The organism is Pseudarthrobacter sp. ATCC 49987 (assembly GCF_009928425.1).
Classification (GTDB): domain Bacteria; phylum Actinomycetota; class Actinomycetes; order Actinomycetales; family Micrococcaceae; genus Arthrobacter.
Window position 1 is genome coordinate 105465 of record NZ_JAABNS010000001.1, and the last position, 23638, is coordinate 129102.

Genomic DNA, 23638 nt, shown 5'->3' on the forward strand with positions numbered 1-23638 from the left:
TGTGCGCTAGGACTTTCCCGGCGGCCGGTTTATGACCTGCGGCCCGCTCAGGCCCCCGGCTGATCCTCAGGATCGGGCACCGAATCGGGAACGGATTCGACCACGGCGCGCCTGGCCCGGCGGACGCTCAGGCGGTCCAGGATGAGCGCGGCGAGGCCGCCCAGGATGACGCCGCCCGCGCCGCACAGGATCATAAAGAAACCGAACACGGCACCGGCGTCGTAGCTTTCATCGCCCGGGAGGCCGTAGGCGAGGAACGCCGCCACGGCAAAGCCCAGGAGCCCGCCCAGGACCAGGAACGGCACGTACTTCGGCGCCCGGCGCACGGTGACCTGGCGCCGTTCGGGGACGTGCTGCTCGCCTGCGGTGCCGGAGTTTTCGGGGGTAGACATGCCGTTAAGCCTACTGCCCCGGCAGCCATTGCTACCGCCGGGGCGGCGGGAGCACACTAGGGGTTGGGGGAGGGCACGGAACAGCCAAGGGGAGCGCCATGTCAGCCTCAGCGGAGCGGATCAGGGACCAGCAACGCAGCACCTGGGATGAATTCTCCGCAGGCTGGCGAAAATGGGACGCCGAAGTGCTTGGCTGGCACGCCCCCTTCGGCGACGCCGTCATCCAGGAGGCACGGCTCCGCCCGGACTCCGCCGTCCTTGACGTTGCATCCGGCACGGGCGAACCGGGCCTCACGGCGGCAGCACTCGTGCCGCGCGGCAGCGTCGTCCTGCTGGACCTCTCCGAGGGGATGCTGCGGGTTGCATCGGAAAAGGCGGCAGCCCGCGGGCTGGCGAACGTGCGCACCGCCGTCGGCGACGCCGCCGCCCTGCCCTTCGGCGACAGCAGCTTCGACGCGGTCCTCTGCCGCTTCGGTCTGATGTTCTTCCCCGGAGTGTCCGCCGCGGTGGACGAAATGGTGCGTGTCGCCAAGCCGGGTGCGCGGATCAGCTCCGCCGTCTGGGGCCGGGCCGCAGAGAACCCGTGGGCCACACTGATCCTCGGCACCATCGCCCGCCATACCGAACTGCCGGTGCCGTCGACGGGCGCACCCGGGCTGTTCCGCTGCGCTGCGCCGGGGTTTATGGCCCGGGTCTTCACCGAGGCGGGACTGGTCGATGTCAGCGAGCGGAAAGTCAGCACGGACCTGGTCCAGGCGTCGCCGGACCTCTACTGGGAGTTCATGACCGAGATCGCAACCACCGTGGGGGTGGGGCTGGCGAGGGCCGACCGGGAATCCCGCGAGTTGATCCGCTCCGACGTCTTCCAACTGCTGGTCCGTTACGAACACGACGGCGCCATCAGGCTCCGTTCAACGGCCACCATCGTGGCAGGGACTCGGCCCTAACGCCGCTGTCCTACACGCCCAGCTCTTCCTTCAGCGCGGCGACGTGGCCCTGCGCCTTGACCTGGTACCGCGCCAGTTTCACCTTGCCTTCGGGGTCCAGGACCACCGTGGAGCGGACGATCCCTTCGGTGACTTCGCCGTTGACCAGCTTCTCGCCCCAGGCGCCGTAGGCCAGCGCCACGGCGTGGTCTTCATCGGCGAGCAGCGGGAAAGTCAGCGCGAAGTCGCCGGTGAAGTGCGCCAGCGACTCGGGGGCGTCGGGGGAGATGCCCAGCACCTCGTAGCCGGAACCCTGCAGGGAGGCCAGGTTGTCGCGGAAATCGCAGGCCTCGGTGGTGCAGCCCGGGGTGGCGGCCTGCGGGTAGAAGTACACAATGACGTTCTTGCCGCGGTAGTCGGCCAGCGAGACCTTGTGTCCCGCGGCGTCCGGAAGCGTGAATTCCGGGGCGGGGGTTCCGGGCTGGAGCTTGATGGTCGGGTTGGGGCTCATGGGGATCCTTCGGGGTCTGTTGACTGGAAATGCGTTGTTCCGTGGCACAACCACCGGACCCGACCCGGTATTCCGGGGGAGCCGTCAGATAACGCCGCGGCGGAGCAGTTTTCCGCCGGGCGTACGTCCGTCGATCTCGTGTCCGCGCAGGAAGGTTCGGCGGACGACGCCGGAGAGTGCCTTGCCGTCGTACGGGGTGATGGGGTTCTTGTGCTTCAGCTTTGAGACGTCCACCACGAAGGCCTCCTCGGGCGCGAAGATGGAGAAGTCCGCGTCGTAGCCCGGGGCGAGCTGGCCCTTGGTGCTCAACCGGGCCAGTTCGGCGGGCTTGCGGGCCATCCAGGACACCACCTGCTCCAGCGCGATGCCGCGGTGCCGCGCCTCCGTCCAGATCAGGGACAACCCCAGCTGGAGTGAGGAGACCCCGCCCCAGGCCACCGCGAAGTCGCCGTTTTCCAGGTCCTTGAGGTCCAGTGTGCTGGGCGAGTGGTCCGAGACGATGCAGTCGATGGTGCCGTCCTGGAGGCCCTTCCACAGCAGTTCCCGGTTGGAAGCCTCGCGGATGGGCGGGCAGCACTTGTAGGCGGTGGCCCCGTTGGGGATTTCCTCGGCCGTGAGGGTCAGGTAATGCGGGCACGTCTCCACCGTGAGGTGGACGCCGTCGCGCTTGGCGCTGGCGATCATGGGCAGGGCGTCCGACGACGAGAGGTGCAGGATGTGGGCACGGGCGCCGGTCCAGCGGGCGCGTTCGATCACCTCGGCAATGGCCTTGTTCTCGGCCCCGCGGGGACGGGACGCGAGGAACGTCGCGTACAGGTCACCGCCCGGGTGCGGGGCGCGCTCGATCGCATGCGGGTCCTCGGCGTGCACGATCATCAGGGCATCGAAGGACTTCAGCTCGGCCAGGTCCTCTTCCAGCTCCTCGGCGTCCAGCTGGGGGAACTCGTCCACGCCCGAGTGCAGCAGGAAACACTTGAAGCCGAAGACGCCCTCGTCGTGCAGCGGCCGGAGGTCCGCGGTGTTGCCGGGGACGGCCCCGCCCCAGAACCCGACGTCCACAAACGCCTGGTCCCCGGCGACCTCGCGTTTGAGTTTGAGGGCTTCCACCGTGGTGGTGGGCGGGATGCTGTTGAGCGGCATGTCGATGATGGTGGTCACGCCGCCGGCCGCCGCGGCGCGGGTTGCGGAGGCAAAGCCCTCCCACTCGGTGCGGCCGGGTTCGTTGACGTGGACGTGGGTGTCCACGAGCCCGGGAAGCAGGGTTTCGTCGTCCGCGAGGTCGATGACCTCGGCGCCGGAGAGCCCGTTGCCGAGCGGCTCGATGGCCACGATCCTGCCGCCACGCACCCCCACTTCCCGCGGCCCGATCCCTGCCGTGGTGAGGACGCGCCGGCCGCGGATGACGAGATCGAAGGACTCTTCAGGCATTCAGGCTCTCCCAGTCGAAGGCGGTTGCCAACGGTTCCTTGTATTCGAGGCTGATGTAGCCCTCGTAGCCGAGCTGGCGGCTGCGGGCGATCCAATCGCCGAGGGGCAGCTCACCGGTTCCGGGAGCCCCGCGGCCGGGGCTGTCGGCGATCTGGATGTGGCCGAAGTCTTTGGCGTGCCGTTCGATAACGGCGGCGACGTCGTCACCGTTGACCGAGAGGTGGTAGAAATCGGCGAGGAGCTGGATGTTCTCCGCGCCGGTTTCCTCCTGCACGCGGGAGATGACCCGGAGGGCGTCGTCGGCCGTGAGGAGCGGGTAGCGCGGGGCGCCGCTGACCGGTTCGAGCAGCACGGTGCCGCCGATGCGGGCCACGGCAGCGGCCGCAGCCGTGAGGTTGGCGGTTGCCAGCTCGTCCTGGGCCTCCGGGGTGATCCCGTCCTGCCGGTTCCCGTAGAGGGCGTTGAACGAGGTGCAGCCGAGCCGCCCGCCGATGCCGGCCACCACGTCGATGTTGTCCCTGAACTCGGAGGAGCGGCCCTGCCAGGACACCAGGCCCCGGTCCCCGGCCGGCATGTCGCCGGCGTTGAAGTTCAGGCCGGCCAGCTGGACGCCCGCGTCGGTGATGGCCTGCTCGAAGCGGGCGAGCTCGGCATCGCCGGGGACGGAGGTTGCGAACGGCCACCAGAACTCGACGGCGTCAAAGCCGGCGGCTTTCGCCGCGGCAGGCCGCTCGAGGAGGGGCAGTTCGGTCAGCAGGATGGAGCAGTTCACGGAATACGTCATGGTGGGTTCTTTCCGGTGCGGACGTGGCTGGACCAAGGACTACCCCTTCTTGGGGTCCTTGCGGGCCGCCAGGCCCACCAGCGCCCCGACACCCAGTCCGATCAGGAAGCCGGTGAACGGCTTGTCGGCCGTGGCCACGCCGATGGCGAAGCCGAGGGCCGCGCCAACCAGCATTCCGATCCACAGCGATTCGTACTTCACCCCCTCAGGCTAGCAAGCTGCGCCTACGTCAGCCGGATCTGCCGGTTGACGTCCTTGTAGAGCAGGTAGCGGAACGGGCCCGGCCCGCCCGCGTAGCAGGCCTGCGGGCAGAAGGCGCGGAGCCACATGAAGTCGCCGGCCTCGACTTCCACCCAGTCGTCGTTGAGCCGGTAGACGGCCTTGCCCTCGAGGACAAAGAGCCCGTGTTCCATCACGTGGGTCTCGGCGAAGGGGATGGACCCGCCGGGCTGGAACGTGACGATGTTGACGTGCATGTCGTGCGCCAGATCGTCCGGGTCCACGAATCGGGTGGTCACCCAGGCACCGGCGGTTCCCGGCATCGGGGACGGCGCCACGTCCTGGTCCCGGGTGACAAAGGATTTGGCCGTGTACCCCTCCAGCGGCTCATAAGCCTTGCGGATCCACTGGAAACTCGCAGCCTCCGCTGCGCCGTCGTTGGACACTTTCCAGTCCGAGCCCGCCGCGAGGTAGGCGTAGCCGCCGGCGTCCAGGTGGTGGATCCCGCCGTCGAGCGTCAGGGTCAGTTCGCCCTTGGTGAGGAAAATGACGCCCTCGACGCCGGACTCCGCCTCGGGCTTGTCGCTTCCGCCGCCCGGTGCCACTTCCACGATCAGCTGCGAGAAGGTCGTGGCGAAGCCGGCGATGGGCCGGGCAATGATCCATGCGCGGGTCCTGGTCCAGCCGGGCAGGTTGGACGTGACGATGTCGCGCAGCACGCCCTTGGGGATGACCGTGTAGGCCTCTTTGACCACGGCGCGGTCGGTGAGGAGCTGGGTCTGCGGCGGCAGGCCGCCTTCGGGTGAAAAATAGTTGCTCACGGGTGGACTCCTTTGTTTAAAGGCCAGTGAAAAAGGTCAGTGGGTGCGGGAGGCTGCAGGCGGTGCCAGCCGGGGGTGTGCCAGGGCCGTCAGCTGCGGGAGCCCGACGCCGGTCAGTGCACGGACTTCCTCCGCGCCGGCGGCACCGCACTGGATGCCGCGGAGCACGAAGGCCGCCAGTGCCCTGGCCGTGGCGGGTTCGTCCATGACGCCGCCCTCGGTGCGCTCCACATAGTTGCGCAGCCGCGCGGCGGCGGCCGGAAGTCCCTGCCGGTAGAACGCGTAGGTGGCGGCAAAGCGGCTCGGCAGCTGCGCCGGGTGCAGGTCCCAGCCCTGGTAGTAGCCGCGTTCCAGCGAGCGGCGGACCAGTCGGCCATGGAGCCGCCAGGCGTCCTGCACGCCGTCGCCGACGGGGATGACGTTGGTGGAACCGTCGGAGAGCCGGATGCCGGTACCGGCGACGGCCAGCTGCATGACCTCTTTGGCGTAATCCGCCACCGGGTGTTCCATCGATTGGTATTCGGCGGGGATCTGCAGGGATGCCGAGTAGTCGTAGGTGCCGTAGTGCAGGGCGCTGATCCGGCCCGGAACGGCGTGCGGCAGCTGCGCCACCGGGGAGGTGCCGTCCGGGCCCAGGATCAGCTGCGGCGTTTCCACTTGGACCTCGAACCGCAGGCGGCCGGCGGGCAGGAAGTGGATGTCCTCCAGCCGGGACACGGCATAGTCCATCGCCTGGACCTGCGCCACGGTGGTGACCTTGGGCAGGGTGAGGACCAGCCCGTCCGGGAGCTCCCCGGCCGCGGCCAGGCCGGAGACAAAGAGGTCCAGGGTGCGCAGCCCGCGGGTACGGGTGTTCGCCTCAAAACACTTGAACCGGATCCCGATGAACGGCGGGGCGCTCCCGTCCGCCACCGCAGCGGCGACGGCGTCCGCCGCCGCGACGGCGTCGGCGTCTTCGGCGTCGTCACCCCGGTCCCCGTAGCCGTCCTCGAAGTCCAGCCGAAGGTCCTCGATGGGCTCGCTTCCCAGCTTCGCGGCCACGCGGGAGGCGACGGCGGCGGCCAGGGCCGGGTCCTGGCCGAGCAGGGCGCCAAGCTGCTCCAGCCCGCCGTGGGCTTCGGCCACAGCCAGCGCCTGGGCGCCCCAGTCGGCGGCGGTGGTAGGAGTGAAGCGGTCGGCCGGGACATAGACCGTGTGGACCGGCTGCCGGGAGCCGTCGTCGCCGGGATAGTTCCGTTCCAGGAGCAGGTCCGTCGCCGCCAGCAGGGCATCGATCCTGCTCAGGTCGGCGCCGGAGAAGGACCCGGAGGGAGATAGGGTCACGGATTAGCCCAGCAGCTCGTAAGCCGGAGTGGTGAGGAAGTCCGTGTAGTCCTCGGAGAGGCACAGGTCGCCGATGAGCTTGCTGGCCGGCAGGTAGTGCTTCGCGAACGCGTCCTCGCCCACCTCGCCGCGGAGCTTCGCGATTTCCTCGGCCAGGATCCCGGACACCAGCTCACGGGTCACGGTCCGGCCGGTGTCGGCGAGGACCACCTGGTTGCGGATCTGCTGCCAGACCTGCGAGCGGGAGATCTCCGCCGTCGCGGCGTCCTCCATCAGGTTGTGGATGGCGACGGCGCCGTTGCCCGAGATCCACACCGCGGTGTAGGCGATGGCGACGTAGACGTTCAGGCGCAAACCCGCTTCGGTGACGGTCCCGCCGGCGGAGGCGATGTCCAGGAGCTGGTCCGCGGTGACGGACACTTCCGGGCGCTGCTTGTCCAGCTGGTTCGGCCGCTCGCCGAGGACGGCGTCAAAGACGTCGCGGCAGACCGGCACCAGGTCCGGGTGGGCCACCCAGGAACCGTCAAAGCCGTCGTTCGCCTCGCGGGTTTTGTCCGCGCGCACCTTCCCGAAGGCCTGGGCTGTCACCTCGGGCTCGCGGCGGTTGGGAATGACGGCCGCCATGCCGCCCATGGCGAAGGCTCCGCGGTGGTGGCAGGTTTTGACCAGCAGTTCGGTGTAGGCGCGCATAAACGGTGCGGTCATGGCGACGGTGGCGCGGTCCGGCAGCACAAAGCGCCGGCCGGCGTCGCGGAAATACTTGATGATGCTGAACAGGTAGTCCCAGCGTCCGGCGTTCAGTCCGGAGGCGTGGTCGCGGAGCTCGTAGAGGATCTCGTCCATTTCGAACGCCGCGGGAATGGTTTCGATCAGGACGGTGGCGCGGATGGTGCCTTGCGGAATACCGAGGTAGTCCTGCGCAAAAACGAAGATCTGGTTCCAGAGGCGGGCCTCGAGGTGGCTCTCCATTTTGGGCAAATAGTAGTACGGGCCCTGCCCGTTCTCCAGCAACTGCCTGGCGGTGTGGAAGAAGTGCAGGCCGAAGTCCACCAGGGCGCCCACGGCGGGTTCGCCGCCGATCAGCAGGTGGCGCTCGCTCATGTGCCAGCCGCGCGGGCGCGCCACAACGACGGCCAGCGGGGCGTCGGTCCGGAGCGTGTATTCCTTCCCTTCCGGGGACGTGTAGGCCAGGGTGCCGGCCGCGGCGTCGCGGAGGTTCAGGATCGATTCGATCACGTTGGGCCAGGTCGGGGTGCTGGCGTCCTCGAGGTCGGCGAGCCAGACTTTAGCCCCGGAGTTCAGTGCATTGATCGCCATCTTCGCCGGTGCGGCCGGGCCCGTCATTTCCACGCGGCGGTCCTGCAGGGCTACGGGGGCCGCGGCAACTCTCCACTCGCCCTCGCGGATATCGCGGGTCCCCGGCAGGAAATCGAGCCGGCCGGTGCGGGCCGCCTCCTCGCGTTTGACGGCGCGGGCCTTGAGCAGGTCCCCGCGGGTGGCGGCGAAACGCAGGTGCAGTTCCTCGATGAAGGCCAGGGCCTCGGGGGTGAGGATCTCCTCCGCACGGTCAACGGGGGTGGCGGCTGAAATGGTGAGAGCCATTGTGGTCCTTCCTGGTCGGTGAATCAGGCAGTGCATCAGGCGGCGGGAATGCTGCAGCCGCGATGCGGGTCGGCCATGGCGAACACACTAGCGTCCCGGGGCTAGATTCCGGCCGCCCTCCGCCGGTCACGGCTGAGCCCGTCCCTAGCAGAACCCGGCAATGCCGGACCAGGCGGCGTCGGCCGGCACCGTGTCGTCGCGCTGCACGGTTGCCTCGATCAGGCCGTACGGGCGGTCGGCCGCAAAGAAGACCTCGTTGGGGTTGTCGAGGCCAAACGGTGAGAGGTCCACCAGGAAGTGGTGCTTGTTGGGCATCGAGAACCTGATTTCGTCGATCCCGCTGTGAGCCTCGAGGACCTTGGCGCCCATGTCGAACAGGGTCTGCTGCAGGGCGTGCGAGTACTTTTCGGTGAAGCCTTCCAGCAGCAGGGCCTTGACGTCCTCGTAGCCCTTGTTGAAATCGAGGGCGCTGAAATCCGTGCCGGTCTTGTACCGCCAGCGGGCGGAAACCTCGGTGGCTAGGATCCGGTCTGTGGTCTCCGGCAGGGTGGTGTACCTGTCCCGCGGGTAACCCACAAAACCGGACTGCGTGGATTTGAGGACGGTGAGGTCTGTGAGGCCCGACAGCAGGTGCTGGTCTGCGCCGTCGCGGACCAGGACCGCGGTGCGCACCTCCTGGCCGTTGCGCACGAAGGAGTGGTCGTGGGCCGCGCCGTGGGCCTGGATCCGGTCCCAGCGGTACGACTCGGCTTCCCAGCGGCCGCCGTTCACCCAGCCGAAGCCTGAGGTGAAGTGCTCGCCGAGCCGGAGAAGGAACGCCTCCGGGGAGCCGATGCCGTCGCGGGCGAAGGCGTAGATGGTGTTCTTCTGCGTATCCGTAGCCACTACGTGGCTGTTGTCGCCTTCAAGGTGTGCCGCGGCGAAGTCTCCGCGGAGTTGCGAGGTGACGTTGAGGTCTTCAATCTCGTGGCGTTCCGTGTCGCGGCTGATCTTGACGACACGGACTTCGGCCTTGCCGTACTGGTTCTGACCAAGGACGATCTTGTTTGTCATGGTGGGGTTCCCAACTTCCGGTAGGTGGAATCAAAATCCCAGATAGAAATTTCGGCCGCATTTCGCGTTCGTTTCCGCCGCCGCCGTCCCACAAAAATGAGCCGACGCCAGTTGACGCCAGCTCATTACAACCCTGCCTGCTGCTCCCAGGTTACGTGACCTGCGCCACGAGATATCCCCAAGGCTAACCCGGACGGGCGGCGGTGTACATGACACGCTGGATGATCCGGCACCTCCGAAAAGGGCGCAGTGACGGGACAGAAACATGGATTTCACCTCGCCAAAAACTACCTCCGCCGCTCTGTGGCGGAGTCCCGGTTCCGCTGCTAGTCTCGCTGGTGTCAAAGGCGGGCACCCGGGACCCGGGAGGCTATCTACCAGGCGCAACTTAACCTTCAACGCACACGCTGAAGCCTGGTAACCGACGCAGTTGGCTGATTACGTTCCGCCACGGGGTACCGGCTTCCACAGCAAAAGGGAGTCGCATCATGACTGTCACCGTCACGGACCAGGCGTATCTCGCCCGGTCCATCGAGCTGGCCACGGCCAACGTCATGAACAGCGGAGGACCGTTCGGGGCCGTCATCGTCACGGCGGACGGTCAATCGTTCGACGGCGTCAACCGCGTCACCGCCACCAACGATCCCACCGCCCACGCCGAGGTCACGGCCATCCGCCGGGCCTGCACCGAACTTGGCCGGTTCGAGCTCAGCGGCGCCACGCTCTACACCAGCTGCGAACCGTGCCCCATGCGCCTGGCCTCCGCCCTCTGGGCCCGCGTGGACCGGGTGGTTTTCGCCGCCGACCGCCACGACGCAGCCTCTGTCGGTTTCGACGACGCCGTGTTCTACGAGTACTTCGAGAACAACCAGCCCGAGGCTCTCCTGCCCGTGCGCAAGCTGGTGCTGGACGGTCCGGCGGCGCCGCCCGTGCTGCAGCCTTTCACCACCTGGAACAACCTGCAGACCCGGATCGACTACTAGGATCCGGCGCACCCGGCCGGGGCGGTGCTTCCCCCGGCCAAGGTTCCGAACGAGAATGTGCACACCACCGCCGCACGGGCGCCACACCCCGCAGCACCAGGAGACGCCATGGACATAAACACCATCGAGGCCGTGGTCCGCACCGCGGATCCGGCCGACTGGCAGCCCGGGGACGCCTGGCTGGCCGGCGGCACCGTGCTGTTCTCCTATGGGAGCTACGCATTCGGCAAGGAACCGCTCCGGCGGCTCCTGGACCTCGGCTCCACCGGCTGGCCTGCCGTCACCGTGTCCGAAGCCGGGATCGAACTCGCGGCCACCTGCACCGTCGCAGAGCTCTATGCGCTGCCCGCGAGTGAAGCCGGCCGGTCCCGCGCGGCGGCGTGGCCCGCGCTGGAGCTGATCCGGCCGTGCTGCGATTCGTTCGTGGCGTCGTTCAAGGTCTGGAACATGTCCACCGTGGGCGGCAACCTCTGCACGTCCCTGCCTGCCGGACCCGTGATCTCGCTCTGCGCGGCACTGGACGGCGTGGCCACGGTGCTCGGCAAAGGCGGCGCCAGCCGCACCGTCCCGGTGGCGGAGTTCGTCACGGGGGACGGGCGCAACTGCCTGGCCCCCGGCGAGCTGCTGCGCAGCGTCCAGCTGCCGGCGTCTGCCCTGGCCTCCCGGGTGGCGTTCCGCCGGCTGTCACTGAGCAACCTGGGCCGTTCCGGGGCACTGCTGATCGGACGGCTCGACGCCGGCGGCGGACTGGTCCTCACCGTCACCGCCGCGACCAAACGCCCCGTGCAGCTGCGCCTCGGCTCCGGCAGCGGCAGCGGCACTGGAACCGGTACGGTAGCCGAACTGTCCGCCGCGCTCGACGCCGCAATCCCGGACGGGCTCTACCACGACGACGTCCACGGCCTGCCCGCCTGGCGCAAGGACATGACCTACCGGCTCGCCGCGGAAATCCGCGCCGAACTGGCGTCCCCGGCAGGCACTGTACCGGCACGCGTTTCCGGCGACTTCTGGCCGCCGCGTCCCACACCGCAGGCTCCGGCACGGCAGGAAGGGGCCTGAGTATGGCCATCGAGATCAACGGCGCAATTAGGATCAACGGCGCAATTTGGATCAACGGCACAATTTGGATCAACGGCGCTCCGGCGCAGGCCGTACCGCGGCCGGGGCAGTGCCTGCGGACGTTCCTGCGGGAGCAGGGTAACTTCGGCGTGAAGAAAGGGTGCGACGGCGGGGACTGCGGTGCCTGCACCGTCCACGTCGACGGCGTTCCCGTGCACAGCTGCATCTACCCCGCGGTCCGCGCCGAAGGCCGGGCCGTCACCACCGTGGAGGGCCTCGCCGGCACCGGACCCGGTGCCGCCCTGCATCCGATGCAGCAGCAGTTCATGGAACGTCAGGGCTTCCAGTGCGGTTTCTGCACCGCGGGCGTGGTGATGACGGCGGCCACCTTCGACGACGAGCAGAAAGCCGACCTGCCGCGGAACCTCAAGGGGAACCTGTGCCGCTGCACCGGCTACCGGGCCATCGCCGACGCCGTTTGCGGCGAGGCCGCGCACGGCGAATCCAGGCACCCGGACCCCTCGGGGCCGGGGCCCGGGACCGCCGGTGAGGGCCAGCCCGATCCGCGCCCCGGCCAGCTCGGCGACGACGTCCGGGCGCCCGCCAGCCAGGCGATCGTCACCGGCACGGCGCGCTTCACGCTCGACGTGCCCGCGGCGGAGCTCTCCGGGCTCCTGCACGTGAAGCTCCTGCGCTCGCCTCACGCCCACGCCCGCGTGCTGTCCATCGACGCCACCGAGGCCCTGCGGATCCCTGGCGTGGAGGCGGTCTTCACCCACGAGGACGCGCCCGCGCAGCTGTTTTCCACGGCGCAGCATGAGCTCTACACCGACGATCCGGACGACACGCGCGTACTGGACGACGTCGTCCGGTTCGTCGGGCAGCGGATCGCCGCCGTCGTCGCCGATACCGTCGCCGCGGCGGAAGCCGGCGTCCGGGCGCTGAAAGTCCAGTACCAGGTGCTGGAAGCGGTGTTCACCCCGCAGGAGGCGATGCGCCCCGGGGCCCCGCTGGTCCACGGCGCCAAGGATGCCCAAACGGCCCGCATCTGCCGGCCGGAACAGAACGTCGTGGCCGGGCTGCACTCCGAACTGGGCGACGTCGCGGCGGCCTTCGCCACCGCGGACTTCATCCACGAGCAGACGTACCGGACGCAGCGGGTGGCGCACACCGCGCTGGAGACCCACGCCGCCATCGCCTCGGTCGACGCCGACGGCCGGCTGCAGGTCCGCACCTCCAGCCAGGTGCCGTTCCTGGTCCGGCGCACCCTGGGCCGGCTCTTCGGCCTGCCGGAGGCGCGGATCAGGGTGGTCGCGGGACGCGTGGGTGGCGGCTTCGGCGGCAAGCAGGAAGTCCTCACCGAGGACATCGTGGCCCTCGCGGCGCTGAAACTCCGGCGCCCGGTGCAGCTCGAGTTCACCCGCACCGAGCAGTTCACGGCGGCCACCGTCCGGCATCCGTTCACCGTCCACCTCAAGGCCGCCGCCAGCAATGACGGCAGGCTGACGGCCCTGCAGCTGGAGGTCCTGACCAACGCCGGCGCCTACGGCAACCATTCCGTGGGCGTGATGTTCCACGGCTGCGGCGAATCCCTGGGCGTGTACAACTGCGCCAACAAGAAAGTGGACGCGCACGCCGTCTACACCAACACCGTGCCCTCCGGCGCCTTCCGCGGCTATGGGCTGAGTCAGATGATCTTCGCGATCGAGTCCGCCATTGACGAGCTCGCCACCGGAATCGGCATGGACCCGATGGAGTTCCGCCGCCGCAACATGGTCCGCGAGGGCGACGACATGCTCTCCACCCGCCCCGACCCGCAGGAGGACGTCCTCTATGGCAGCTACGGGCTGGACCAGTGCACGCAGCTGGTGCAGGACGCCCTGGCGCGGGGCCGGGAACGCTACGCCGCCGCCGGGCTCGGGGACCTCGGCCCGGACTGGGTCACGGGGGAGGGGACGGCGCTGTCCATGATCGACACCGTCCCGCCGCGGGGCCACTTCGCGCATGCCAAAATCCGGGTCCTGCCCGGCGGCAGCTACCAGGTGGACGTGGGAACCGCGGAGTTCGGCAACGGCACCACCACCGTGCACGCCCAGCTCGCCGCCACCGCCCTGTCCACCACCGCAGACCGGATCACGGTCCGGCAGTCGGACACGGACCTCGTGGACCACGATTCCGGCGCCTTCGGCTCGGCCGGGACCGTGGTGGCCGGCAAGGCGACCCTGGCCGCGGCCGAGGACCTGGCCGTGCGGATCCGCGCCTTCGCCGCCGGAATCCACCAGGTCCAGGCCTCCGGCTGCGTGCTGCAGGCTGACGCCGTCGTCTGCGGGGGAGCCCGGGTTCCGCTGGCGGAACTGCACGACGGCGCCGCGGCGGCCGGCGTCGACCTCTCCGGCGAGGGGCATTGGGCCGGGACCCCGCGGTCGGTGGCGTTCAACGTCCACGGTTTCCGGGTGGCGGTCCACACCGGGACGGGGGAACTGCGGATCCTGCAAAGCGTCCAGGCCGCCGACGCCGGTGTGGTGGTCAATCCGAGGCAGTGCCGCGGGCAGATCGAGGGCGGCATCGCGCAGGCGCTGGGCGCTGCGCTGTATGAGGAGGTCAGGGTGGACGACGCCGGACGGGTCACCACGGACATCCTCCGGCAGTACCACATCCCGACCTTCGCGGACGTGCCGCGCAGCGAGGTGTACTTCGCCGACACGTCCGACAAGCTGGGCCCGCTGGGTGCGAAGTCCATGAGCGAGAGCCCGTTCAATCCGGTGGCGCCGGCGCTGGCCAACGCCATCCGGAACGCCACGGGGGTCCGGTTCGCGGAGCTGCCCATCGCCCGGGACAAGATCTACCTCGGCCTGAAGGAAGCTGGCCTGGCCCAGCCATTGGCGGGCGCCAACGGCCTATAGTCGGATGATGGAACAGCGAATCTTGGGCAAGACCGGACGGAACGTCTCCATCGTTGGACTGGGGACCTGGCAGCTGGGCGCGGACTGGGGCAACGTGGACCCCGCGCAGGCGCAGGCCATCCTGGCCGCCTCCGTGGAAGCCGGTGTCACATTCTTCGACACCGCGGACGTTTATGGCGACGGCCGCAGCGAGCAGGCTATCGGAGCCTTCCTTGCGAACAACCCGGGCCTGGAGATCACGGTCGCCACGAAGATGGGCCGCCGGGTGGAGCAGCGGCCGGAGCACTACAACCTCGCCAATTTCCGCGAGTGGACGGACCGGTCCCGGCGCAACCTGGGCGCCGAGCAGCTGGACCTGGTCCAGCTGCACTGCCCGCCCACCGCCGTGTACAGCAACGCCGAGGTCTACGACGCGCTGGACACCCTCGTGGCCGAGGGGGCCATCCGGAACTACGGCGTCAGCGTGGAGCGGACCGACGAAGCCTTCGAAGCCTTGCGGCACGCCGGCACGGCCACCGTGCAGATCATCCTCAACGCTTTCCGGCTCAAGCCGCTGGACGAGGTGCTGCCCGCGGCGGAGGCTGCCGGCGTCGGCATCATCGCCCGCGTGCCGCTCGCCTCGGGGCTGCTCTCGGGCAAGTACACCGCGGACACGTCCTTCGCGGCGGACGACCACCGGAACTACAACCGCACCGGCTCGGCGTTCGATGTCGGGGAGACCTTCTCCGGCGTGGACTTCGGGCAGGGCCTCAAAGCGGTGGCAGAGTTCGAGGAACTGGTGCCCGACGGCGTCAGCACCGCCCAGGCGGCCATCGCCTGGATCGCGGCGCAGGACGGCGTCAGCACGGTGATCCCCGGCGCGCGGAACGTGGACCAGGCCCGCGCCAACGCCGAAGCGGCGTCGGTCAGCGGCATTGACGCAACGTTCGACGTCGGCGTCCACGAAATCTATGACCGCTACTTCCGCGAAACGATCCACCCGCGCTGGTAGGGCGCACGATTCTCCGCGGTAGGGCGCACGTCGGCAGCGAGGAGTTCACTGGTGGGCAAACGATCGGACTACAGGGCGGCCCTGGCGTCGTTCCCACCTGAGCAGTGGGCGGCTTACCTGAACGCCGAATCCGGCCTTCCCGGTCCCCGGGGGAACATCGAACTTGCCGAGGCGTTTGCCGATGTGGCCGACCCCGAATTGATACGACTGTGCGCGTCGAGCCAGGACGAATACCTGGCGACGTGCGGCGCCGTCGGCTTTGGCCGCCTGCTGGCCGACGGCGAGCCGCACGCCGCGGAGACTCTCAGGGCGCTGGCGGCCGATCCGCGCTGGCGCGTGCGCGAGGGCGTCGCAATGGCCCTGCAGAGGCTCGGCGACGCTGATATGCCGGGGTTGTGGGCCGTGGCCGAAGAGTGGGTGGATGGTCCGCCGCTGGTGCAGCGCGCCATCGCGGCGGGTATCTGTGAACCCCGCCTGCTGGGCGCGCCGGGCGACGCCGTCCGGGCCCTGGACGTCCTGGACCGGATCACGGTGTCAGTCAGTGGCATGGAAGGTCAGTCACGGCGCACCGACGAGTTCCGTGTGCTGCGGCAGGGGCTCGGTTACTGCTGGAGTGTTGCCATTGCGGGCGCGCCGTCGGAGGGCTTTGGGCGCCTGGAACGGTGGGCGGCCAGCGACGACAAGGATGTGCGCTGGATCGTGCGGGAGAACCTCAAGAAGGCGCGGCTGGCCAGGGCTGATCCGGCAGCTGCAGAACGCGTGGCCGAAGTACTGAATCGCGCCGGTCCATGACCGCAACGCGAGGTCAGATCCGGCCCATGGAGGCGTCTTAATGGGCCGGTATCTGACTCCGCGTCGGGGTTGGTGGCAGTGTTCGGTTTGGGGCCCGGCTGCGCTTGACCCTAGTCGAGCAGGGGCAGCTGGTCCGGCGCATCGAGGTCCTCGCCGCTGGAGAGGTCGCTGCAGTCCACGAGGTCGACCAGCTCCGGGTGGGCCTGCAGGAAGAAGCGTGCCCCGGCGTCGCCCGTGGCAGAGTCCGCGGCCTCAGCACGCAGGGTGGCATCCAGCAGCAGCGGATGCCCGCGCCGGAGTGTGCCGTCGGGCCCCCGGTAGCCGGCGGCCGTCACCCGGCCCGGTTGGTGGGACGCCAGCAGCCGCGCGACCGTCTCAGCCGTCAGTCCGGGCTGGTCCACCAGCGCCATGAGCACATGGTCCTCCGGGGCTGCCGCGGCAACTCCCAGCCGGAACGAGCCGCCCATCCCTGTGTCCCAGTCCGGGTTGTCGATGACGTGGTGCCGGCTGAGGTCGGTGCCGGCGCGGACCATTGCTGCGCCCGCACCAAGGACCACCACCACTTCCCGGCAGCCGCCCGCGAGCAGCACGTCGGCGAGCACTTCAACGAGCGTGCGGCCGCGGAACGGGAGCAGGGCCTTGGGCCCGCGCCCCAGCCGTATCCCGGCGCCGGCGGCAAGGAGCACCGCCGTCGTGCGTGGTGCCCCGATGTCGCTCACTGGCTTCAGCTGCCCCGGTAGGTGGAGTACGCGAACGGGCTCAGCAGGAGCGGCACATGGTAGTGCGCCTCCGACTCCACCACGCCGAACGTGATAGCCACCTCCGGGAAGAACGATTCGGTGCCGCTGGCGGCGAAGTACTCTCCCGTATCGAAGGCCAGGCGGTAGGTTCCCGAGGGCAGCCGGTCCGGGCCCAGCTGTTTGACGCGTCCGTCGGCGTCCGTGGCGCCCTCGGCGATCCGGACCCAGCGTTCGCCGTCGAGCATCTGGAGGGTGACCGGGACACCGGCCGCGGGTTTGCCGGAGCCGGTGTCGAGCACGTGGGTGGTGATGTGGGAAACGCTCATCTGCCCATCAGTCCTTCGAGTCTGAGCACCACGATCTCCCGCAGCTGCTGGCCAATTATTGCCTGTTCTTCCTCGGGGGTGTGGGCGAGCCGGGTGGTCAGGGCGGCCAGGATCTCCTCGCGGCTGCGGCCGGCTGCACGGATCAGGAACACCTGGCCGAACTTCTCCTCGTAGGCGCGGTTGCCGTCCGCCAGGGCCTCCGTGACGGCCGCGTCAGCCGCGCCGAGTCCGGCCTGTTCCGACCGGGAAAGCCTGGCCTCCGTGCTGTCTCCCTGGGCCCGCTCGCCGATCCGAGGGTGGCGGGCGAGCGCTGCCTCGATTTCCGACGGCGTGAACGGGTCGGCTGCGGCGCGGCCCGCCGCCAGGAGTGCTTCGACGTCGGAGTACGGCCGCGCGTCGGCGAGCCCGTCGATCCAGCGCTGGATGTCCAGGCAGGGGCGCAGGGCATCGGCCGCCTCCGTGCGGCTGGCCGCGTTGAACTGGTCAAGATGCATGAGGCAGGTCCTCGTGTTCGATGCTGGCATTCACGGTTTAGGCCCACGTTAGTCCGGGAACCTTCCTGATGTGTGCGGTGACAGCTGATTCAAAGGTTTTGCATAGGTCGCGTGGCTAGCGTGGGCGACTATGGAAGAGCCCACGCCACAGCGGCTTGGTCGCCGCCGCGGCGGCGCACGCGGGAGGCTGCGCTCCCGGGCGTTCCGGCGCACCCGGGCACTCGTGATGGCGGCGTGCGCGGCAATTCTGGCGGTGGCGCTGGGCGCCGGCGTCCACTCCGCCGCGCAGGCCCGTTCGACGGCGGTTGTCCAGTCCGGGAATGTGACCAACAGCCAAGCGTCAGTCCCGGCATCGGCCGCGTCGACCGCGTCACCGGCCGCCACGCCCGCCGTTTCACCCACCACACCGGCCGCGGGGGCCATCGACGCGGAGCTGGACGCCAAAATCAACGGCATCATCGACGCCAACAGTGACTACCAGATCGGCGTCGCGCTCCTCGATCTGTCGGAGGGTGCGGAGGTCGCCGAAGCTGTGCACGAATACGGTGTGGATGCGGCCTTCGTCGCCGCAAGCACGGCCAAGGTCCTGGCCGCCGAGGCGTACTACCACCTGGTCGAAACCGGGGAGGCCTCGCTCGGCGATCCACTGGGGGCCTACACCGCGGAGTTCCAGCTGCGGGCGATGATCCAGCAGAGCGACAACGACTCCTGGTCGCTGATCATGGACGCGGTGGGCCACGAGGAGCTGACGGACTACGCGGCCTCGATGGGGGTGGACTACAGCCCCGAAAGCAACACACTCACCCCGGCGGACATGGCCCACATTCTGGCCGGCCTCTACTCCGGAACGCTGCTGGAACCTGCGGACACCGAACAGCTCCTGGCCTACATGCAGGACACCAACTACGAAACGCTCATCCCGGCCGCTGCTCCCGCCGGCATCACCGTCTTCCATAAGTACGGCCTGCTGGGCGGGGAGCTGCACGACGCCGGGATCCTCACCCAGGGCGGCAAGGCCTATGCCCTGGTGGTCTACACCAAGGGTGCCGGCCTCGGCAGCGTCCCGGAGCGGACCGAAGTCATCCACCAGGTGACCGAGGCCGTCACTGACGCCTTGTTCTAGGGGTCGGTGTCCGGCTTTCCTCAGCCGTCCGGGGGCACTTTGCCGGGGTCCAGCGTCGAAATGGACGACGCCGGCCCGGCGTTTCGTGTCAAAGTGCCCCCGGACGGCCGCGCGGCTCAGCCCCGGACGGCCGCGGGTGGCCCTACTTCGCCAGGAACCCCAGCAGCGCCTCGTTGACCTCGGCGGCGTGGGTCCAGAGCATGCCGTGCGGGGCGCCCTCGATCTCCACGTACTCGGCACTGGGCAGGGCCTTGGCGAACCGCCGGCCCGTGACGTCGATCGGGAGGATGTTGTCCGCAGTGCCGTGCACGATCAGCGTGGGGACGTCGATCTTGGGGATGTCGGCACGGAAGTCGGTCAGCCAGGGGGGCTGCGCGGCTGCCGAGGCGGTGGGGCCGCCCGCGGTCGCGAGGTTCCAGCCGGCCCGCATGACTTCCTCGCTGAGTCGGGGTGTGCCGAGGAAGGTATCGCTGTTGTAGAAGTTCTTGAAGAACTCGGTGAAGAAGGCGTAGCGATCGGTGGTCACAGCCTCCAGCAGGCCGTCGAACGCGGACTGCGGGACGCCGTCGGGGTTGTCGTCGGTCTGCAGCAGGTAGGGTTCCAGCGAGCCGAGGAACACGGCCTTCGCCACCCGGGCCGAGCCGTAGGTGCCGAGGTACCGGCCCACTTCGCCGGTTCCCATCGAGAAGCCCACCAGCACGGCGTCGTTCAGGTCCAGGGTGGTGAGCAGGGTATCGAGGTCGGCGGCGAAGGTGTCGTAGTCGTAGCCGTCGGTGGGCTTGCTGGACTGGCCGAATCCGCGGCGGTCATAGGTGATGACGCGGTAGCCGGCGCCGAGCAGGGCCGTGGTCTGCTTCTCCCAGGACGATCCGTCCAGCGGATAGCCGTGGATCAGGACCACCGGCTGCCCGCTGCCGTGGTCCTCGTAGTAGAGCTCGATGTCGGTGCTGTTCTCGGTTCCAACCTTGATGTAAGCCATGTCAGCAGTCCTCTCGGTACGGTTCGGAAGTCAGTGCGTGCGCGGCCCGGCGCTGGTGCCAAAGCGCTGGTGCCACTGTACGGAACCAACGCCGTCCGGCGGCAGGGTGTTCCCGGGATTTCCGCCTGGCATACCCCAGGGGGTATAGTGGACGGCAAGGACCTACCAAAAAGGAGAACCAGATGTGCCGACAGGTTGCATGCAAGAAGTGCGGTAAGACCACCTGGGCTGGCTGCGGCCAGCACGTTGATCAGGTCATGCGGGGCGTCAAGAGCGCCGACCGCTGCAAGGGTCACGAGGGTGAAGTCAGCACCAAGACCGGCTTCTTCGCCAAGCTCTTCGGCCGCTAAGCCCGGTTCTCCGGCATCCAGGGCCCCCGTCGCACACAGTGCGGCGGGGGCCCTGCCCGTTAACGAGCCCCCCGTTACCAGCCCTACCCCAGCAGCGCCCGCACCACCACGTCCGTCAGTTCGTGGAACACGGCCAGGCGCTCCTCGCTCTCGAGGTCCTCGCCCCACGTGTAGATGGTGAGCGCGTAGGAGCGCTCGCCGGACGTCAGGAGGGCCGCGTCGTGGACATAGCCCTCCACCTCGCCATACTTGTGCTGCACCGTGATGTCCGGGCCGACGGCGGCTGTAATCAGCCGTTCGTTGTTGGTCTGCTGCATGTAGCCCAGCAGTTCCTGCGTGTGCTCGGCGTTCAGCAGCTTCCCGGTGGAGAGCTGCTTGAGCAGCGCCGCCATCTCGGCCGGGGTCAGCAGGTTCTGTTCCGGGTCGTAGCTGATCCCGATCGACGCGGCGTACTCGATCAGCTTGGGGTAGCCGATGTCCTGCATCAGCAGCAGCCAGGAGTCGTCGCTGCTCGTGTTGACCATCGCCTGGAGCTGGAACGCGGCGTCGTAGCTGCCCAGCGGCACGTCGAGCGACTTCTCGCCGGTTTCCACCAGATGGTAGTAGGCGGCCGCGGTGATGATCTTGGCGGTGCTCGCGGCCACAAACTCGGACCCGTCGCCGTAGCTGCGCGGCTCCCCGCCGCGGGTGTCCTGGACGACGACGCCGATCCGGTAGCCGGAGTTCTCGGCCAGGATCCGCCGGATCTCGGCGTCGAGGTCGACGGCGGCCCGCGGGGCCTGCGGCGCCGCCGCGGCGGCCGGTTTCTGCCACTGCTCGTCCGGGCCGGCCAGGAAGTCCGTCCGGGGGACCGGACCGGTGCGGACGACGGCGAAGGTCACCACGCCCAGCAGCACCAGCACCGTCGCCGCCCAGAGCAGGAGCAACTTGCCCCGGGCGTTGAGGGACTTGGCGGCCGGGCGGGATGGTCCCGAGGTGTTCATGTGGTGCAGGACCTTCCAGGTCAAAAGGGTGGGGGTTCCTGCAATCTATGCCGGGCGGAGGGGCATGTCCACGCCCCGCGCGGGGCGGCCCGAAGGTGAGGGCAAACTCCCAGCTGGGACCGCCGCGGACAGCCGCCGGCCCGTTGTCCCACCACCGGCGGCGCCCTCACCAGGAACCCGTGCCCGCCGCATTAGGCTGGCAGGTATGCCGAAGAAGATTACCGTCAGCCTGCCGGACGCGACCCTGCGGGAGTACCTCCAGCCCCACCCGGACGTCACTGTCCTCGAGTGGGACCTGTCCGGGGAACCGCCCCAGCCGCACATCGACATCGTGGTCCCGCCCTACATGGGCGGCCCGCAGGTCCTGCGCGGCCTGGAAGCGGCGGAAACCGGGCTCGTGCAAAGCCAGTCGATCGGGTACGACGGCGTCGCGGAGTTCCTGCCGGCCGGCCGGGTGTTCGCCAATGCCGCCGGCGTCCACGAAACCTCCACCGCGGAACTGGCCCTCGCCCTGATCCTGGCCAGCCAGCGCGAGCTCCCGCGGTTGCTGCAGAACCAGCGGGAGGGCCGCTGGGAGAGCCGGTCCACCGCCAGCCTGGCCGACCGCCGCGTGCTGATCGTCGGCTACGGCGGCGTCGGCAAAGCGATCGAGGACCGGCTGTTGGCCTTCGAAACCACGGTGACCCGGGTGGCCAGCAAGGCGCGGACGGACGAGCGCGGCCACGTCCACGGCATTGACGAGCTGCACAGCCTGCTGCCGGAGCACGACATCGTGATCGTGGGGGTTCCGCTCAGCGACGCCACCCGCCACCTCATTGACGACGCCTTCCTCTCCGCCATGCCCGACGGCGCCCTGCTGGTCAACGTGGCCCGTGGACCGGTCGCGGACACCGAGGCCCTGGTCCGGCACACCGCCGCCGGCCGGATCCGCGCCGCGCTGGACGTCACCGATCCCGAGCCGCTGCCGCAGGACCACCCGCTGTGGGGGATCCCCGGCGTCATCATCAGCCCGCATGTGGGCGGGGCGAGCTCGGCCATGCGCCCGCGGATGGGCCGGCTCGTCCAGCGGCAGATCGAACTCATGATGGCGGGTGAACCGCCGGCGAACGTGGTTCTGGGCGGCTAAGTCAGCGGGGGCGAGGACGCAGAACTCGTTGCAGGTTTAACATTCGTCACGCCGGTCCCCTCGGGTCCACCACGCAAGCTACACCGGACCGGCGACCGGGCACACCGGCCAGGCCCTCAGTTTTTCTTCAGTTCCTCGGCGAGCATCACAAGGATGCCGCTGGGACCGCGGAGGTATGTGAGTTTGTAGATGTCTTTGTAGGTCGCCACGCCGCGAAGCGGATGGCAGCCGTGCCTCGCGGCTATTTCCAGTGCTTCGCCGATGTTAGGGACTGAGAACGCGACCCGGTGCATGCCGATGTCGTTGGGACGGGTGGGCGCCGTCTCGATCGCCTCGGGGTAGATGTACTCAAAGAGTTCGAGGCGGCCGTGACCGTCCGGCGTTTCGAGCATGGCAATGTTGGCGTGATTGCCGTCAAGCCCGACGGCGGTGTCGGTCCATTCGCCGCTGACGGTGTCGCGGCCGACGACCGCCAGGCCGAGGTCGGTGAAGAAGGCGATAGCCTCCTCCAGGTCTCGCACGGCGATGCCGACGTTCTCAAGTCTGATGTCCATGCTCCTCACGCTACCGAGACGGCCCGGCCCAGATCCAGCGTCGACGGGCTGCCCGCCACATATAATTCGAGCATGCCAATCCCGCGCCTTGACCGAAGCAACCTCGTCCAGCCGTCCGCCCTCAAACAGTACGGAAGCGGGCTGTGAGCGGCGGTCTCGTCGCCCTGCTGGACGACATCGCAGCCCTGGCCAAGATTGCGGCCGCCTCGGTGGACGACGTCGCAGCCGGAGCGGCCAAGGCGGGGGCCAAGGCCGCGGGCGTGGTCATTGACGACGCCGCCGTCACCCCGCAGTACGTGTCCGGCACGGACCCGTCCCGCGAACTGCCGATGATCAAGCGGATCTTCTGGGGCTCGCTCCGGAACAAGCTGTTGATCATCCTGCCGGCGCTGCTGCTCATCAGCGCCTTCATCCCGGGTGTCATTCCGTTCATTCTCATGGCGGGCGGCACCTACCTCTGCTACGAGGGTGCCGAGAAGGTTTGGCACAAGCTCCGCGGCCACCACGAAGCCGACGAAGACACTCCAGCGGTCGACCGGGGTCCGGAGGCGGAGGCCAAGGTCACCAAGGGCGCCATCACCACCGACTTCATCCTCTCCTGCGAGATCATGGTCATCGCGATGAACGAGGTGGCGGCCGAATCCCTGTGGGTTCGGGCCTCCATCCTGGTCGCAGTGGCGATCGCGATCACGGCGGCCGTGTACGGCGCCGTCGCGCTCATCGTCAAGATGGACGACATCGGCCTGCACCTGACCACCAAGGACTCCGCGGGCTCCCAGCGCTTCGGCGAGCTGCTCGTCCGGGGCATGCCTGCGGTCCTGACCACGATCACCGTTATCGGGACGGTCGCCATGCTGTGGGTCGGCGGCCACATCATGCTGCAGGGCGCCCATGACCTCGGCTGGCACCTGCCGTACGACCTGGTCCACCTCCTCGAGGCCCCCTTTGCCGGGATCCCGGTGGTAGGCGGCTTCCTGGCCTGGCTTGTCAACACCCTGTGCTCGGCCGTCCTTGGTCTCGCCTGGGGCCTCGTCGTCATGGCCATCCTTCACCCGCTGCTCAACGCGCTGCCATTCGGCAAGAAGGAAGGCGGGCACGAGGAGGGCGACGTCCGCGCCGCCGCCGACTGAGACCTGCCCCGATCCGCCCTGAGAGGAACCCAGCCCACTCCCGGGA

The 23638-nt window shown here is 68.9% G+C and carries 25 protein-coding genes; 10 read left to right on the forward strand and 15 right to left on the reverse strand.

What is annotated here, in order from left to right:
• Positions 1 to 47 precede the first annotated feature (47 nt).
• Positions 48 to 392 carry a hypothetical protein gene (locus GXK59_RS00485; protein ID WP_160663464.1) on the reverse strand — a complete coding sequence of 115 codons (345 nt, stop codon included), beginning with the start codon at positions 390 to 392 and terminating at the stop codon, positions 48 to 50.
• Positions 393 to 490: 98 nt separating this feature from the next.
• On the opposite strand from GXK59_RS00485, the gene GXK59_RS00490 reads away from it, so the two are divergent.
• Positions 491 to 1339: a class I SAM-dependent methyltransferase gene (locus GXK59_RS00490; RefSeq protein WP_160663466.1), complete on the forward strand. Its 849-nt coding sequence runs from the start codon at positions 491 to 493 to the stop codon at positions 1337 to 1339.
• A gap of 10 nt (positions 1340 to 1349) precedes the next feature.
• Here GXK59_RS00490 and bcp read toward each other — a convergent pair whose 3' ends face one another.
• The 8 genes from bcp to pucL form a co-directional block, all read right to left on the reverse strand.
• Positions 1350 to 1829, reverse strand: a complete 480-nt coding sequence (bcp, locus tag GXK59_RS00495) for a thioredoxin-dependent thiol peroxidase (RefSeq protein ID WP_160663468.1) — start codon at positions 1827 to 1829, stop codon at positions 1350 to 1352.
• A gap of 84 nt (positions 1830 to 1913) precedes the next feature.
• Positions 1914 to 3257 (reverse strand): allantoinase AllB, encoded by a 1344-nt coding sequence (gene allB, locus GXK59_RS00500; protein ID WP_160663470.1) that lies wholly within the window; start codon positions 3255 to 3257, stop codon positions 1914 to 1916.
• The gene (locus tag GXK59_RS00505; RefSeq protein WP_160663472.1) at positions 3250 to 4041 is read right to left on the reverse strand and encodes a hydroxypyruvate isomerase family protein; all 792 of its coding nucleotides are present in this window, start codon (positions 4039 to 4041) and stop codon (positions 3250 to 3252) included. The genes allB and GXK59_RS00505 overlap by 8 nt, the downstream gene beginning before the upstream one ends.
• 39 nt (positions 4042 to 4080) lie before the next feature.
• A complete protein-coding gene (locus GXK59_RS00510; protein ID WP_160663474.1) occupies positions 4081 to 4242 on the reverse strand; it encodes a glycine zipper domain-containing protein in 162 nt (53 codons plus the stop codon).
• Between the two features lie 23 nt (positions 4243 to 4265).
• Positions 4266 to 5081, reverse strand: a complete 816-nt coding sequence (locus GXK59_RS00515) for a bifunctional allantoicase/(S)-ureidoglycine aminohydrolase (protein WP_160663476.1) — start codon at positions 5079 to 5081, stop codon at positions 4266 to 4268.
• 36 nt (positions 5082 to 5117) lie between these two features.
• A complete protein-coding gene (locus GXK59_RS00520) occupies positions 5118 to 6404 on the reverse strand; it encodes a DUF6986 family protein (RefSeq protein WP_160663478.1) in 1287 nt (428 codons plus the stop codon).
• Positions 6405 to 6407: 3 nt separating this feature from the next.
• The gene (gene aceB, locus GXK59_RS00525) at positions 6408 to 8006 is read right to left on the reverse strand and encodes a malate synthase A (RefSeq protein ID WP_160663480.1); all 1599 of its coding nucleotides are present in this window, start codon (positions 8004 to 8006) and stop codon (positions 6408 to 6410) included.
• 144 nt (positions 8007 to 8150) lie between these two features.
• Positions 8151 to 9059: a factor-independent urate hydroxylase gene (gene pucL / locus GXK59_RS00530; protein WP_160663482.1), complete on the reverse strand. Its 909-nt coding sequence runs from the start codon at positions 9057 to 9059 to the stop codon at positions 8151 to 8153.
• A 488-nt stretch (positions 9060 to 9547) separates the two neighbouring features.
• Here pucL and GXK59_RS00535 point away from each other — a divergent pair, with 488 nt between their 5' ends.
• The 5 genes from GXK59_RS00535 to GXK59_RS00555 all read left to right on the forward strand — a co-directional run bounded on the left by GXK59_RS00535 (position 9548) and on the right by GXK59_RS00555 (position 15787).
• The gene (locus GXK59_RS00535) at positions 9548 to 10042 is read left to right on the forward strand and encodes a nucleoside deaminase (protein ID WP_160663484.1); all 495 of its coding nucleotides are present in this window, start codon (positions 9548 to 9550) and stop codon (positions 10040 to 10042) included.
• A 108-nt stretch (positions 10043 to 10150) separates the two neighbouring features.
• Positions 10151 to 11101, forward strand: a complete 951-nt coding sequence (locus GXK59_RS00540; RefSeq protein WP_160663486.1) for an FAD binding domain-containing protein — start codon at positions 10151 to 10153, stop codon at positions 11099 to 11101.
• Positions 11102 to 11103: 2 nt separating this feature from the next.
• Positions 11104 to 14004 carry a molybdopterin-dependent oxidoreductase gene (locus GXK59_RS00545; RefSeq protein WP_160663488.1) on the forward strand — a complete coding sequence of 967 codons (2901 nt, stop codon included), beginning with the start codon at positions 11104 to 11106 and terminating at the stop codon, positions 14002 to 14004.
• A gap of 7 nt (positions 14005 to 14011) precedes the next feature.
• Positions 14012 to 14995 carry an aldo/keto reductase gene (locus tag GXK59_RS00550; RefSeq protein WP_160663490.1) on the forward strand — a complete coding sequence of 328 codons (984 nt, stop codon included), beginning with the start codon at positions 14012 to 14014 and terminating at the stop codon, positions 14993 to 14995.
• A gap of 51 nt (positions 14996 to 15046) precedes the next feature.
• A complete protein-coding gene (locus GXK59_RS00555) occupies positions 15047 to 15787 on the forward strand; it encodes a HEAT repeat domain-containing protein (protein WP_160663492.1) in 741 nt (246 codons plus the stop codon).
• 110 nt (positions 15788 to 15897) lie between these two features.
• Here the strand turns inward: GXK59_RS00555 and nboR are convergent, their stop codons facing one another.
• Genes nboR through uraD form a run of 3 tightly spaced genes read right to left on the reverse strand, consistent with a single transcriptional unit; the run spans position 15898 to position 17347 of the window.
• Positions 15898 to 16506 (reverse strand): nicotine blue oxidoreductase, encoded by a 609-nt coding sequence (gene nboR, locus GXK59_RS00560; protein WP_237393717.1) that lies wholly within the window; start codon positions 16504 to 16506, stop codon positions 15898 to 15900.
• A 5-nt stretch (positions 16507 to 16511) separates the two neighbouring features.
• On the reverse strand, positions 16512 to 16853 hold the full coding sequence (uraH, locus tag GXK59_RS00565; protein WP_160663494.1) for a hydroxyisourate hydrolase: 342 nt from the start codon (positions 16851 to 16853) through the stop codon (positions 16512 to 16514).
• Positions 16850 to 17347, reverse strand: a complete 498-nt coding sequence (gene uraD, locus GXK59_RS00570; protein WP_160663496.1) for a 2-oxo-4-hydroxy-4-carboxy-5-ureidoimidazoline decarboxylase — start codon at positions 17345 to 17347, stop codon at positions 16850 to 16852. Before uraD ends, uraH begins: the two co-directional genes overlap by 4 nt.
• A gap of 130 nt (positions 17348 to 17477) precedes the next feature.
• On the opposite strand from uraD, the gene GXK59_RS00575 reads away from it, so the two are divergent.
• Positions 17478 to 18470: a serine hydrolase gene (locus GXK59_RS00575; protein ID WP_237393718.1), complete on the forward strand. Its 993-nt coding sequence runs from the start codon at positions 17478 to 17480 to the stop codon at positions 18468 to 18470.
• Between the two features lie 142 nt (positions 18471 to 18612).
• Here GXK59_RS00575 and GXK59_RS00580 read toward each other — a convergent pair whose 3' ends face one another.
• On the reverse strand, positions 18613 to 19449 hold the full coding sequence (locus GXK59_RS00580; protein ID WP_160663498.1) for an alpha/beta fold hydrolase: 837 nt from the start codon (positions 19447 to 19449) through the stop codon (positions 18613 to 18615).
• 182 nt (positions 19450 to 19631) lie between these two features.
• Here GXK59_RS00580 and GXK59_RS20380 point away from each other — a divergent pair, with 182 nt between their 5' ends.
• A complete protein-coding gene (locus tag GXK59_RS20380) occupies positions 19632 to 19799 on the forward strand; it encodes a hypothetical protein (RefSeq protein ID WP_192815714.1) in 168 nt (55 codons plus the stop codon).
• 83 nt (positions 19800 to 19882) lie between these two features.
• Here GXK59_RS20380 and GXK59_RS00585 read toward each other — a convergent pair whose 3' ends face one another.
• Positions 19883 to 20806 (reverse strand): serine hydrolase, encoded by a 924-nt coding sequence (locus GXK59_RS00585; RefSeq protein WP_160663500.1) that lies wholly within the window; start codon positions 20804 to 20806, stop codon positions 19883 to 19885.
• A gap of 181 nt (positions 20807 to 20987) precedes the next feature.
• Between GXK59_RS00585 and GXK59_RS00590 the strand changes: the two genes are divergently transcribed.
• Positions 20988 to 21908: a 2-hydroxyacid dehydrogenase gene (locus GXK59_RS00590; protein ID WP_160663502.1), complete on the forward strand. Its 921-nt coding sequence runs from the start codon at positions 20988 to 20990 to the stop codon at positions 21906 to 21908.
• Positions 21909 to 22024: 116 nt separating this feature from the next.
• Here GXK59_RS00590 and GXK59_RS00595 read toward each other — a convergent pair whose 3' ends face one another.
• Complete coding sequence (locus GXK59_RS00595) at positions 22025 to 22462, reverse strand: VOC family protein (RefSeq protein ID WP_160663504.1); 438 nt, start codon at positions 22460 to 22462, stop codon at positions 22025 to 22027.
• Positions 22463 to 22605: 143 nt separating this feature from the next.
• On the opposite strand from GXK59_RS00595, the gene GXK59_RS00600 reads away from it, so the two are divergent.
• Entirely contained in the window at positions 22606 to 23592 is a 987-nt protein-coding gene (locus GXK59_RS00600; RefSeq protein WP_160663506.1) for a DUF808 domain-containing protein, read from the forward strand.
• Positions 23593 to 23638: the final 46 nt, after the last annotated feature.

Coding starts and splice junctions, on each gene's coding strand:
- GXK59_RS00580 (WP_160663498.1), bottom strand. CDS start 19,449: ATGGCTTACATCAAGGTTGGAACCGAGAACAGCACCGACATCGAGCTC.
- GXK59_RS00505 (WP_160663472.1), bottom strand. CDS start 4,041: ATGACGTATTCCGTGAACTGCTCCATCCTGCTGACCGAACTGCCCCTC.
- pucL (WP_160663482.1), bottom strand. CDS start 9,059: ATGACAAACAAGATCGTCCTTGGTCAGAACCAGTACGGCAAGGCCGAA.
- GXK59_RS00545 (WP_160663488.1), top strand. CDS start 11,104: ATGGCCATCGAGATCAACGGCGCAATTAGGATCAACGGCGCAATTTGG.
- bcp (WP_160663468.1), bottom strand. CDS start 1,829: ATGAGCCCCAACCCGACCATCAAGCTCCAGCCCGGAACCCCCGCCCCG.
- GXK59_RS00590 (WP_160663502.1), top strand. CDS start 20,988: ATGCCGAAGAAGATTACCGTCAGCCTGCCGGACGCGACCCTGCGGGAG.
- GXK59_RS00595 (WP_160663504.1), bottom strand. CDS start 22,462: ATGGACATCAGACTTGAGAACGTCGGCATCGCCGTGCGAGACCTGGAG.
- GXK59_RS00540 (WP_160663486.1), top strand. CDS start 10,151: ATGGACATAAACACCATCGAGGCCGTGGTCCGCACCGCGGATCCGGCC.
- allB (WP_160663470.1), bottom strand. CDS start 3,257: ATGCCTGAAGAGTCCTTCGATCTCGTCATCCGCGGCCGGCGCGTCCTC.
- uraD (WP_160663496.1), bottom strand. CDS start 17,347: ATGCATCTTGACCAGTTCAACGCGGCCAGCCGCACGGAGGCGGCCGAT.
- GXK59_RS00490 (WP_160663466.1), top strand. CDS start 491: ATGTCAGCCTCAGCGGAGCGGATCAGGGACCAGCAACGCAGCACCTGG.
- aceB (WP_160663480.1), bottom strand. CDS start 8,006: ATGGCTCTCACCATTTCAGCCGCCACCCCCGTTGACCGTGCGGAGGAG.
- GXK59_RS20380 (WP_192815714.1), top strand. CDS start 19,632: ATGTGCCGACAGGTTGCATGCAAGAAGTGCGGTAAGACCACCTGGGCT.
- GXK59_RS00535 (WP_160663484.1), top strand. CDS start 9,548: ATGACTGTCACCGTCACGGACCAGGCGTATCTCGCCCGGTCCATCGAG.
- GXK59_RS00550 (WP_160663490.1), top strand. CDS start 14,012: ATGGAACAGCGAATCTTGGGCAAGACCGGACGGAACGTCTCCATCGTT.
- GXK59_RS00575 (WP_237393718.1), top strand. CDS start 17,478: ATGGAAGAGCCCACGCCACAGCGGCTTGGTCGCCGCCGCGGCGGCGCA.
- GXK59_RS00485 (WP_160663464.1), bottom strand. CDS start 392: ATGTCTACCCCCGAAAACTCCGGCACCGCAGGCGAGCAGCACGTCCCC.
- uraH (WP_160663494.1), bottom strand. CDS start 16,853: ATGAGCGTTTCCCACATCACCACCCACGTGCTCGACACCGGCTCCGGC.